The following is a 12371-nucleotide window of genomic DNA, read 5'->3' as shown; positions in this document are numbered from 1 at the left end:
CGTCAGGGTGTCACCAATGGATTTTGAGAGGTTTTGATGAAAAGTGCATTGTTGGAGATCAAATTCCTGATTTTCCGCTAACTTTCGCCACTTTTTTGGCCTGAACAGGCCGAAAACCCCGAAAACACGCTTGTCATCGGATTAAAATTCGCCTTGTTTAAGGAATTACTTACCCAACATAAAATCCAAACCTATAATATCGAAAGGCACCCAAAATGAATAAAGCAAATCTTGTTGACGCTATCTCAGACCAAACCGGGCTATCAAAAGCCGACGCTAGCAAATCGTTTGACTCTGCTCTTAGTGTAATCACCAGTGCTCTTGCTTCTGGAAATGCAGTATCTCTTGTCGGATTCGGCAATTTTACCGTTTCCCGCCGTAATGCGCGTGTAGGCCGCAATCCAAAAACCGGAGCTGAAATCCAGATTCCTGCGCGTAATGCGGTTAAGTTTTCTCCAGGGAAAGCTCTTAAAGATGCGGTTCAATAGAACCAACTACCAGTAAATTTTAAAAGGCCGGATTTTCCGGCCTTTTTTTTGTGAAAATATATGCATATTATTTTTCGGACGATGGCTCGATTCCGAATAATGCTCTTCCGCTTTTAGTCTATTCAAAAGCGATGGATGTTGGTGTTTCGAATCCTGCCCAAATTATTGAGCGTGTTTTTGAGAATCATGGATGGTCCGGATTCTGGAGAAATGGAATCTATGCCTTTCACCATTACCACAGTACTTCCCATGAAGTTCTAGCTTGTTACCATGGCGAGGCCGAAGTTCTGATGGGAGGTGAAAAAGGCATTCTGCTTCCAGTTCGTGCTGGTGACGTATTATTGATTCCTGCCGGTGTTGGTCATTTTAACAAAGGATCCAGTTCTGACTTTGCGGTTGTCGGTGGATATCCTCGCGGATTTTTGTGTGATATGCGCTATGGCAAAGCTGACGAGCGTCCTACGGTACTCGAAAATATCGATGCACTTCCGTTGCCTCCCCAAGATCCAGTTCTGGGCCGCTCTGGTGGGTTAAACGAGTATTGGGCCTAACGATTTCGATAGGAAAAATGGTCGTCCATTTGTGTCATGATTCGTGTGCCAGAATTCGCCGACGTTTTTCAATAGCCCATGGCGAATCACCTGATCTAAGTTTTACGATGCGAAGCAACGCATCGATGAGCTTAGTACCATTGAAAAGCCAGGGTTTATTCCAATAGCGCATCAAGTATTGAAATGGCCAATTTCGTTGACCGTGGCTTTTCAAGTCTTCGCCCCATCTTTTTAAGAGTTTCTTATTATTCGATTGGTCATTGTCTCGTCTCCCTGGAGATGCACTGACATGGTGCCAAACGGTACTTTGCCCGGCGACGATATTCCGGTAACCCTTTTGCCCAATCCGTAAGCAAAGATCCACATCCTCGCAACCATTGAGGTAGGATTCATCGAAACCCTGCATCTCTTCAAACAGTGATCTGCGAATCAACATACAAGCCCCGGTTACAGCCGGGAAATCCCGATAGTCGAATGTTGGAATAAATGGGTAGTTTTTCCCGTAGTGGTCGGGAAGTCCTACGAGGTCGAAAATGATACCTGCATGATCGATTCTTCTGGTGTTAATATTTCGCTGAATATTTCCAACCGTTCCAACTTTTAGTTTTTTATTGAAGCATTCGAGCATGGGTTCCAACCATCCATCAGTCAGGACCAAATCATTGTTTAACAAACCGAGAAATTCGCCAGTTGCATTTACTGCTCCACGGTTAACGGATTTCGCATAACCCATGCGTTTCTCATTGTGCAATACAACTATCCTTTCACTTCGGCGGGCATCCAGGAACTCTCTACTTCCGTCATCGCTACAATCATTTACGAAGATAAGTTCAAAGCTGACTGAATGAATCGTTGCGATGAAGCTCTCAAGTAAGGCCTGGGTGCAGTCCAATCGATTATACAGTGGAACGATAAAGGATACTTTGGGTTGGTCGAGCAACGGCATCGGAGTCATGTTTTAGCTCAAATCCTGAGGTGCAATCCTTTTGTTTTCCAGGTGCTTAGGCGAAGTAATGAAAGTGTCAAAAAATCCATTGCCGTTGATAATTACAGGCTCTCAATCACCTTACGCTTGAATATTAAAACCGTTGAAATCGTTCACCAAATTCAAGGATCGGCTCTTTGGAGTCGTAGTCGTCCTTTTTGCCTCAAGTGTTTTTTCATTCGCTCAGTCCGCAGAGATTGAATGGAAGGATCCCGCTATCACAGTGGATGAATCAAGTGGAACAGTTGATGTCACTCTTTTACGAAGCGGAAGTTTAACTGGATTGGCTAGCATTTTTTACCAAACAGTTGCAGGAACTGCCACCTCCGGGTTTGATTACCAATCGATCAATAATCGTCAGGCATTATTTACTGGCGGAAAAGAAGAATTAACGGTTTCAATTCGCATCAATCAGGACTTTCAAAAAGAAGGTCCGGAGACGTTTCTTCTGCAGTTATTCAATCCAAACACTGGGACGATTATTGGAAGTAACAAAGACCTCACCATTACCATCCAAGATGATGATGTTGCTACCATTGAATGGTCGGAGGGGGTTGTTCGTGTTGGAGAGGATGCAAGCTCTGTTGAATTGATTGCTACCCGATCTGGTGGTACGGGTTTTTCCGCATCCGTTGATTACAATACCACAGGAGGGACCGCGTCACCCGTTTTTGATTTTCAATCAAAAAGTGGGACTCTCAACTTTTTGGCCGGCGAGGTGCAGAAAAGCGTTTTCATAAATATCACCAACGATACGCAGTCAGAATCAGATGAAGAATTTACCGTTCAGTTGAGTGATCCAAACTCAGCCGAACTCGGGTCGCAAGGTCAGGTCCGTGTGATTATTGAAGATGATGAATCCTCGCCAGGTACTATTGGATGGAATGTGAGCTCAATTCAGAAATCGGAAGGAGGTTTGGAAGTGGAGCTTGTCGCCCAAAGAACGGGTGGAAGTCTGGGCAGCGTATCAGTACAATATGCAACCTCTGATGGATCGGCTGCAAATGGAACTGACTATATTGGATCGAGTGGATTCCTAAACTGGGGTGCCGGGTCGACGACTCCACGATCTGTAACGATAACTATTCTGGAAGATCAAATGGATGAATCTGACGAAACGTTTAATCTGATTCTCTCAAATTTGGTAGGCGACGCTGATTTAGGACAGTCAACCGCGATCATCACAATTCAAGATAACGATGAAATCAGTAGTGCTGGGACCGTAGGTTTTACTACGGGAATATTGACTGTTGAGGAATCAGTCGGTGTTGCATTCGTTTCAGTTTCTAGAATCGGAGGTTCATCTGGGGAACTGGAGGTTAGCTATTCATTCACGGACTCCACCGCTGTTCGAGGAAGTGACTTTACCGGAGTCGACGGTGTGCTTCAGTGGAGTGATGGCGACGTGCAGAATAAATTTATTTCTTTTCCTATCATAGATGACGGGGTCTTTGAAAGTGATGAGTCGTTTGTCATAAGCTTAGCTGCATCAATTCCCGAAATCTTGAATGAATCTTCAGCAATCAATGTGGTCATTGAGGACGATGACGTGGCGAGTCAAGGGACTGTAGTTTTTGCCTCTTCAATTCAGTCTATCCCTGAAAGTGCGGGGACCCTTAATGTTGCTGTCCAAAGAATTGGTGGAGCGACGGGTGCTGTGTCGGTTAGCTACCAAACAATCGAAGGGGTTGCCATGGCCTCGATCGATTTTGTAAATCAAGTTGGCGAGCTGAATTGGGCTGATGGAGATGGTGCTGATAAATTTATCGTGCTAACTATACTTGATGATCTGCTTTTTGAAGGAAATGAAAGTTTCTCAATTCAATTAAGCGACATTGGAGATGGTTCAGTGGCGGGAGAAAATAGCATCCAAACGATTACCATCTCTGATGATGAGGCCGAGCCTGGAACCTGGTTCGAATTTAATCGTACTTTGTATTCAGGTACAGAGGGAAGTGGACTTGTTGAAATTCTTGTTGAACGCTTTGGCGATGGTGTCGGTCAGGCTTCGGTTCAAGTACGATCCGAGAATGCAGATGCTATCGCAGGTGTCGATTATACTCAACTCAGTGTCGTTCTTAATTGGGCTGATGGAGATGTGGAACCTAAAACTGCCAATTTAGTTCTCTTAAATGATTTTAGCTCTGAGCTAAACGAACGTGTTTCACTTTTGTTATCTGACCCCAGTGAAAATGCGTTGGTAGGTGATGTTGTCGAAGCTCAAGCTCTGATTTACGATGATGATACCAATTCGGGCGAATTATTAAATTTATCTACCCGCGGTTACGTCGGATTCAATGATGAGGTTCTTATTGGTGGATTCATTATTTTTAATGGACCACTGAGAGTGCTTATTCGCGCGGTGGGTCCGTCTTTAGTTACCGTTCCAGGTTTTCTTCAAGATCCTTCGCTTCAGATAATCAACAATGCGGATCAATCCTTGGTTGATGAAAATGATGATTGGTTAGACAATTTTACGCAGATTCAACCCATAATTGATACTGGATTGGGAAATCTTAATGCACGTGAGAGTGCGCTACTTCTTACTCTGCCTGCGGGTAGCTATTCTGCTATCGTTTCGACCAATGGACCGCCTGGAATAGGGTCGATTGAAATTTATGTCGATCAATCTGCAGGACTTTCCGGCGACCTGGTCAATATTTCAACCCGTTCTCTTGTAGGAACGGATGATAAGAGAGTAATCGGAGGGTTCGTCATCCTGGGTAGTAAACCTAAGCAGGTTCTTATTCGGGGAATTGGACCAAGTATGGCAGCAGCGGGTGTGAATAATGTCTTAGGAGATCTAATGCTCGAACTCTTTTCGGGTGCTACAAAGATGACCGAAAATAATGATTGGCAGTCCGCTGACAACGCAGGAATGGTTTCTTCTTTGCTTCCTCCGGCTAATGCTAAGGAATCAGCTTTACTCATAACTCTGGACCCTGGAGGTTATACCGCAATTCTTTCAGGAGCTAGCGGAAGCACTGGCATCGGGCTAATAGAAATATACGAAGTTACAGAGTAACCTTATATAATCCAAATTAACTTTACTCGAGGCGGCCCGTTATGGGGTCGCCTCTTTTTTTAATTCGTTAAGTTCCAAGGCGAATGACTTTGTTGGGAAAAATGAATTCCCTTCTATACTAGCCACGGTAAAGCTTTTTACTTTAGTGATCGGAGTGTGCGTATTTAGGAAATCCGACAAGGCTTTATCTCCTTCCATTAACGGATTAAGGAGGAATCCTTCATTAAGATTTCCACCTACCAAACGAAAATTCCTACTGGTGCCATCTTCGAGGTTTAGACCTATGACAAGAACTTCCGGCTTATAAAAAAACGAGGAAAGCTTGTGAAGAAATGATGGGTTGTAATGAACTTTGAGCCACAAGAGCTTTTGAGAAAATTCGGCAATGTCCACATACTCACCAGACTGTATGGTTTTTTCAATCAGTGCGGACCCCATCTCAAGTTTTCTTGGCACATCCGTTCGTTTCAAAAGCATGTAGTTTTTTTCCTCCATTGACGGTTTGTAGTTCTCAAATACTTCCAGGTTATACAAAGCGTCATCGCTGTACGGGTACCTTTGATCTACCAATCCATACCTGACTAAAATAAAATCTGGAGGGTTATTCCGGATATGTGCCTGGTTTAGTTTTGAAAGATAGCGGTTGAATGCATGGTAGTTTTGGATGGTGGGTCTGGGTTGGAAATTTAATCCGTTCAAAATCAAAACGGAATGTTGGAAATGTAATAAATCGATACTGCTTTTCCCCACCAGTTCTTTAACTCCCGGAAGTTCGTTTTCAGCCAAAACCATGGGAATAATCCTAGTGTAGGTTTGGTTTAACGAATCTGGATTTACCAAAAAATGCAGGTTACCTTTAAATAGGTTCCAGGTGTTGGTAGCAATCGGCTTTATGCCCCCCGGATAAATCCAGGTTAAACTTGCAAAGTAGCCTGACACCGCCAAGGCCAGCCAAAGTTTTCCGAGGGCTTTAGACGTTGCGATAGGGAATAGTAATAGAACAATTACAGGGGCCGATTGAAGGAAGAAAGCCAAGTGAGGACCTGCTCGTGTAATGCCTGCTTTCCAGGATAAATAAATAGACGCAGCAGCGATTATTAGTGTTATCCAGTTTGTTGCTTTTCTACCCTTCCAAAGGCTATAGATCAAAATCGGGATGCATATCAGAAGTAGATAAAAGACGAGGAAATAAAATATTTTAGAATTCTCATGCAAATTCATGTTCCACAAATAGCCTTTGGAGATTTGCAATGAATTAATGAAAAATGCCGGAATAGTGAGAGGGTTCTGACCAATGATAATCCAGATCCCAATAAAGGATACTAAATAAGTCCCTGCCAGTTTATATGCCCTGGAATGATCTTTTTGAATGTATGCAGCGACGGCCAATACCGCGATGCAGGCTATTCCGAGCGTGGCGAAACTAAACTTCATTAAACCTAAAATTGCCAGGTAAGTGGGTATGCCTTTCGCAATCCATCTCAAGTGTTTTGTATCTAGAAGGATCAGGGATGCGGCCAGAATTGAGGCCATGAAAATACCATCCTTTCCCATCGTAGCGCTTGGAATTATACAAATAAATGCCAGCGCTTTTATCAACAGTGACTGAGACCTGAGAGCCCTGAAAATCAAAAAAATGGCTAGAGAAAGTATCAGAGACTCTGCGGCTATTTGCCAAAAGACATAATAGCCTAAAGAAGTTGGCGAATACAGAAAACTGAGTGGCCCTCCTGTGAAATTTACGGTAGTCCCAAATTCCCAGTTTTTAAAGAAAGCTTCCTCCAGTGTTACCTGCCAGGAAGCATCCAGGGCAGGAATAGTAAGGTAAGGTTTTGGAATCAGGAATAGAAAGGTTAGGAGAGTAAGCGCTATTTCTATGGTTAGCGGTTTTTTGAGAAAATTGAATTTCATTGTTATTCTTTAGGTAATCGTGGAGGCCAGGCTAATGAAAAATCTTCAAATTCCAAAGTTAGATTTGGGTTGTAGGTAGGATCGAAACGTAACTGGTCTCCCCATCGCTTGCGCATATAATCAATCTCACTATCCACTCGTGTTTTTCGTGATTGATCGTTGTCATCCCCTCGAGAGACAGACTCGTGGTGGTAAAGCTGAGCGTGAGGCGTCCAAATATTTACATAACCGGCTTCTCTAATTCGCAGACAAAGATCGATGTCGTTAAAAGCAACTCCGAGATTATCTTCCTCAAACCCTTCGACCTCATCGAAGATGGATTTCTTCACAACCAAACAGGCTGCGGTAACGGCTGAAAATTGTTGGACCAGATTTAAACGATTTCGCTGTCCAGGTTCGCCTCGAACTGCGTATTTAAAACAGTGGCCGGCGATGCCATTGATCCCGAGAATTACACCTGCGTGTTGAATGCAGTCTTCCGGAAAGTAGAGTTTTGCTCCTACGGCACCCACCGTTTTCTTGGATGCATGGCTTACCATTTCTTCCAGCCATTCTCCATTGATCACCGTCACGTCATTATTTAGGAAAGCGAGGTATTCACCTGCGACCTGGGAAGCGGCAAAATTATTGATCGCCGAAAAGTTGAACGGTTTGGAGTATTCAAGAATCCGAATTCCTTTAGCTTTGATATCCTCGAACAATTGCTTGGTTTCATCTTCTACAGACTGGTTGTCTACGACCACTATTTCGTAATTAGTGTAAGTGGTTCTATTTCGAAGGCTCCCGATACAGCTTCGAAGTACCCCGGCCTGATCCTTGGTTGGTATTATAATAGAAACCAAAGGAACCGGTTGTGGTACTTGGTATTTCAGGCGCCAATGTCCATGTGCGATGGGGATAATTTCAACATTGGGTCTGGATCGTTCACAGTGCCCCTGAAGGGTTTTTAATGAGGACTCCCGGATATAGCCTTTTTCTTCCAGGGCAAGCGCCGTGGATCCCTCGATGGCTCGCCAATGGTAGAGTAGATAGGGGATGTGGACCACTTGATCGGTTTTAAGAGTCTCTGTGATCTTTAAAAATAAATCCCAGTCCTGACTACCCTCAAGGCCAGGTTGAAAACCACCAACACGTTTAACAAGATCAGTTCTTGTGATGGTTAAATGACAGAGGTAGTTCTGGCCCTCCAGGAGTTCAGGGTTCCACTCGGGTTTAAAGTAGGGGTCAAAACGTTTATCTTTTTCGTCAAGTTTGTCCTCATCGGAAAAGAACAATCCAGCGTCTGGTTGCTTGTTGATATACTGGACAGCTCGAAGTAATGCATCCTTGGGATAAGCATCGTCATGATCAAGGAATGCGCACCATTGACCGGTCGCCAATTCCAGAGCAGAATTCGAAGCATGGCAAATGTGGCCGTTTTCTTTGCGTCTAACTATTTTTATTCGCTCATCTTGGGTGGAAAAAGCTTCAAGCATCTTCCAGACGCCTTCATCGGGGGAGGCGTCATCCGCGATGCACAATTCCCACCGTGGGTAGTATTGATCTATAACAGACTGGATGGCCTTTTTAAGGTAATTTCCCGGAGTGTTGTACACCGGCATGATAACAGAAATTAGTGGTTGTTGCTTTAATGAGTCGAGCAGGAGAGCAGCCTTTTCTTCGGGAATGGATAGTTGATCCTTATGTTTTTCGAGCCACTTATTGTAGTCGCGCTTTTCCTCGGACTGAGATGCAAAATGTGAAACCGGAAATCGAGAAAAGTCCTCCAGTGCAAACAGGGTCCATTTACCTTTTGAGTTTTTGTATTCGAATCTTAACTTCGCTGACCGAGGGATGTTATCTAAAGGAATCTCAAATCCTGATCTCAAGCTGTTCGGGTGGTTATCCCCGTTTTCCGCAAATACGTCTTTTCGTTTTAAGCCGGTTTTCCCTGGAAAGGTTTGTTTGCCCGTACGAATTCGAATTTCCTCGATTGCTTCTCCGTCGGTTCTGAAGCACCAACCAACAAACATGAATTGGTGTCCATAGCGTCGGCCGATTTGAGCGCTCTCTACATTTGACCGGACTCCACTTTTACTTTCAGCAATTTTTTTATCGGTGTAGTAGGTGAACGGAATTTGAGCTGGTTTGCGCTGATCGAATTCAATCCAATCGCTATCCGCGGTTTTAAATTGGAAAACCAGGTTGGGATTTCCCGGCAGATCGTCCAGTTTTAGTTCGAAACCCGAATTCAACGCGTTTGAGTGTCCCGGGAATTCCTGATGAACATCTTCCCGCTGTAACCCGTAGCGCAGGTTAAGTTCCTGGTTTCTGAAAAGCATCCTTACCTCGGAGATGGGAGGTCCGTCTTTTAAAAATATCCAACCAGACAATTTGGTCTTAAGCTTTTTTTGTTGTTCTACAAAAATGGTCTCAACGTTGTAGAGACTCTGCGTCTTTGGCTGAACAGCAGGGGAGGGATCATTGTCGATGGTTTTGAGTTTCTTTTTCTCTATGGATGCAAGATTCTTTTGGCACACTTCGATCCAGGTATCGGAGTCAAGTTGGCATTCTATCGTAAGAGTGCCATCCGATTTGTTCGGCGGCAGCTCACACTCAAATCCGCACATTTTCGAGTCTGGCTGATCAACGAAATTGTCAGCTATGTCTTCCCTTTCGAGTGGAAATTCGACACTGAGTTGAACTTCATCCAACCGAGCCTGAATTCTACTAACCTTCAGAGGATCAAGAGCAAAACACCAACCGTAAACAATCTCTGTTTTCAGAGCTTCGTGTGGAAATCGTCCATCCAGTTTATAAAGGATTGGCAAATGGATGGAGGTGGGCTTCAACTCTCGAGTAAGCTTACTCAATGCGAGCAAGAAGTAGTCTTCTTGCGATGGCTTTACCATCAGGGATATTGAAGTGTCTTCTTCCGGCTCAAAGGTGGTTTCAATGACTATTGTTTCCTCTTTGTCTGTTGGAGTAAAAGGGGAGACACGGTCCGGTATTTGATTATACGCCAAGTTGGTGCGATTGATGTAAACCGCTGGTGAACCGCCCTTTGGAAGAACAAATGCGATCACCAAATTAACACGCTTTAGTTGAAGCCAATGGTTAACCTCGATGATTTCGGCCTCTATCCTTGGCGTCCAGGGAAGGCGGTAGTAAAGATTAGCCAGAGCCTTAATCATCCCTCTGAGCTTTATTTGATTTTTCCAAAAACTGATCCCATGGCCGCTTGTAGCGCGGTGGTTTCGCTAATCCGAAATCCTCAGTGTTAAGTGAAAAAGCTGGGTTATAGAAGGGGTCATTTCCGATTGTTTCTGCCCACTGTTTTTTAAAGGCGTCTGCCTCTTTTTGCCAACGTTCTTTTTTTTCTGTATTGTTTTCCAGTCCACGAGAAGCAGATTCGTGATGGTAGAGCATCGCATAGGGGGTGTATACGGTACGGTAACCTTTTTGCCACGCCCTTAAACATAAGTCGGCATCGTTGTAAGCTGTGCCAAAATTTTCGCCATCGAATCCACCCAGCTCCCGGAAAACGGATTTTCGAATCGCCATGCAAGCTGCAGTTACGGCTGAGTAATTTTGGATAATTCCAGCCCTTCCAATATGCCCGGGGTTTTGTCGATGTAAAAACTTGAAGGCGTGTCCCGCAATCCCGGCAACACCCATAATCATCCCTGCATGTTGAATGTAATCGTCTGGATAGAGCAGCTTTGTTCCAACGGGACCCACATTGTTTCGGATAGCATGGCTAACTAGTTCTGCCAGCCAATCTTCCTCCACGACCTCCATGTCATTGTTTAAAAATAAAAGGACCTCGCCCTCGGCTTTTTCACTGGCCCAATTATTCAGTTTCGAAAAATTGAAAGGTACCGGGTTATTTAATACGCTGACCCGGTCTTTTTTATTTAGTGATCCAAGGAAGCTTAGCGCATCTTCTTCGTCGCTGCCGTTATCTACGATAATAAGTTCGTAATTGGAGTAACGCGTTTTCTCTATAATGGAATCTACACACTTTTGAAGTAGCTTTGCATTATTTTTTGAGAGTATAATAATAGAGACTAACGGGTCGTTGGGAGTAATATAGCGTATCCTGAAAGAGCCAGTCGTTGGTCCTTTTTCTACCTTCCCGTTCGGCTCGTGCTTATCCAAATATTCTTGAAGAGCCCGATGTCCGGAAGTTACAGCGTAATCTTTATTACCAACGCTGGCACTCGTTGAATCATTTGAAAGCCGCCAATGGTACAGAACTCGTGGAATATGCCGGATGTTATCCGCTGAAATATGGTCGAGGCATCTTAGGACCAGGTCCCAATCCTGTGATCCTACAAAATCTTCTCTGAAACCTCCTACCTTTCGCAGCAGTTCTGTTCGGTAGACTCCAAGATGAGATACAAAGTTGTGGGAACATAAAAGGTCTATGCCAAAATCCGGTTTAAAATAAGGATCAAGTCGGTATCCGTCGGGTGTTATTTTATCCTCATCCGAATAAATAATATGGGCCTCGGGATGGTTGATTATTTCAAGAGCTACGTAATATAAAGCATGTATTGGCAATTCGTCATCATGATCGAGTAGGGCAGTGAATTCACCTTTCGCCATTTCGATGGCCGTATTTGAACAGGCTGAAATGTGGCCATTTTCATTTCGGAAGCTTACATTGATTCGTGAGTCTTTCTCTGTCCAGTATTTCAGCCGTTTAAGAGTACGTTTGTCCGTCGAGTTATCGTCGGCAATACAGAGTTCCCAGTGTTCGTAAAGCTGCCTTCGGACACTATTCACCATGGTGTCCAGAAGCTTTACTGAGGTGTTGTAGGTCGGAACTACTATAGAGATCTCTGGTTTGCGGGCAAAGGTTTTGATGTGGGCACAAATGGCGTTGCGATCTTCGAGACTCAGCGTGTCATATTTCTTTACCCACTGGGTATAGGGATGTTTTCCCCTGACAGAGTTTTCCGGATCGAATGCCTTAAGTCGCGGGCGCACAAGGTATTCGGAGATAAGAGGTTCCCAGTCGCCTCCTTTGAATTTCGTTTCCAGTTTAAAATTAGTGGAGCCACGACCGACTTTCATTGGTACTTCAAAACCTGAGTAAAGAACACGCTCATTTTTGGTATTAAACGCTTCCAGCAGGTCGTGCCGCTCAATGCCAAACCGCGCAATTTGGGTACCATATTTGCTGATGAGCCTGACTGCTTCGATTGTTTTGGTTTTATGATAGCACCAACCCCTTAATAGGAACTCGCGCTGCTTCGGTCGCAACCATCGGGGTCCATCGATAACGCAGCGCACTCCAGTCGGAGTCTCGATAATGTCGTGCCGATAGTTAATAATCGGCACGAACTCGCTAAATACTCGGGATAACCTTTTAAGGAGCGGCATCAAAATCAGAAACTCTGCATTGAGAGCAGATTGAACAAATT

Annotated in this window: 7 protein-coding genes; 3 read left to right on the top strand and 4 right to left on the bottom strand. The window is 44.3% G+C overall.

Annotation, left to right across the window (positions count from 1 at the left end; genetic code table 11):
- Positions 1-215 precede the first annotated feature (215 nt).
- Both O3C43_09485 and O3C43_09480 read left to right on the top strand, forming a co-directional pair.
- Positions 216-488 (top strand): HU family DNA-binding protein, encoded by a 273-nt coding sequence (locus O3C43_09485; GenBank protein MDA1066721.1) that lies wholly within the window; start codon positions 216-218, stop codon positions 486-488.
- A 50-nt stretch (positions 489-538) separates the two neighbouring features.
- Positions 539-1039, top strand: a complete 501-nt coding sequence (locus O3C43_09480; GenBank protein ID MDA1066720.1) for a hypothetical protein — start codon at positions 539-541, stop codon at positions 1037-1039.
- A 34-nt stretch (positions 1040-1073) separates the two neighbouring features.
- Here the strand turns inward: O3C43_09480 and O3C43_09475 are convergent, their stop codons facing one another.
- On the bottom strand, positions 1074-1985 hold the full coding sequence (locus O3C43_09475; GenBank protein ID MDA1066719.1) for a glycosyltransferase family 2 protein: 912 nt from the start codon (positions 1983-1985) through the stop codon (positions 1074-1076).
- 142 nt (positions 1986-2127) lie between these two features.
- Here O3C43_09475 and O3C43_09470 point away from each other — a divergent pair, with 142 nt between their 5' ends.
- Positions 2128-5049 carry a hypothetical protein gene (locus tag O3C43_09470; protein ID MDA1066718.1) on the top strand — a complete coding sequence of 974 codons (2922 nt, stop codon included), beginning with the start codon at positions 2128-2130 and terminating at the stop codon, positions 5047-5049.
- A gap of 39 nt (positions 5050-5088) precedes the next feature.
- On the opposite strand, the gene O3C43_09465 is transcribed toward O3C43_09470, so the two are convergent.
- The 3 genes from O3C43_09465 to O3C43_09455 are packed head-to-tail and all read right to left on the bottom strand — an operon-like array spanning position 5089 to position 12330.
- Complete coding sequence (locus O3C43_09465; GenBank protein ID MDA1066717.1) at positions 5089-6960, bottom strand: hypothetical protein; 1872 nt, start codon at positions 6958-6960, stop codon at positions 5089-5091.
- Positions 6961-6962: 2 nt separating this feature from the next.
- A complete protein-coding gene (locus O3C43_09460; GenBank protein ID MDA1066716.1) occupies positions 6963-10133 on the bottom strand; it encodes a glycosyltransferase family 2 protein in 3171 nt (1056 codons plus the stop codon).
- Entirely contained in the window at positions 10126-12330 is a 2205-nt protein-coding gene (locus tag O3C43_09455; protein ID MDA1066715.1) for a glycosyltransferase family 2 protein, read from the bottom strand. Before O3C43_09455 ends, O3C43_09460 begins: the two co-directional genes overlap by 8 nt.
- Between the last annotated feature and the right edge of the window lie 41 nt (positions 12331-12371).

It is taken from the genome of Verrucomicrobiota bacterium (assembly GCA_027622555.1).
Lineage (GTDB): Bacteria > Verrucomicrobiota > Verrucomicrobiia > Opitutales > UBA2995 > UBA2995.
The sequence above is the reverse complement of the archived record's forward strand: the minus strand, read 5'-3'. Positions and strand labels throughout refer to the sequence as shown.

Excerpts from the sequence above, each read along its gene's own strand:
- O3C43_09485 (MDA1066721.1), top strand. The coding sequence starts at position 216 with ATGAATAAAGCAAATCTTGTTGACGCTATCTCAGACCAAACCGGGCTA.
- O3C43_09475 (MDA1066719.1), bottom strand. The coding sequence starts at position 1,985 with ATGCCGTTGCTCGACCAACCCAAAGTATCCTTTATCGTTCCACTGTAT.
- O3C43_09465 (MDA1066717.1), bottom strand. The coding sequence starts at position 6,960 with ATGAAATTCAATTTTCTCAAAAAACCGCTAACCATAGAAATAGCGCTT.
- O3C43_09460 (MDA1066716.1), bottom strand. The coding sequence starts at position 10,133 with ATGATTAAGGCTCTGGCTAATCTTTACTACCGCCTTCCCTGGACGCCA.
- O3C43_09455 (MDA1066715.1), bottom strand. The coding sequence starts at position 12,330 with ATGCCGCTCCTTAAAAGGTTATCCCGAGTATTTAGCGAGTTCGTGCCG.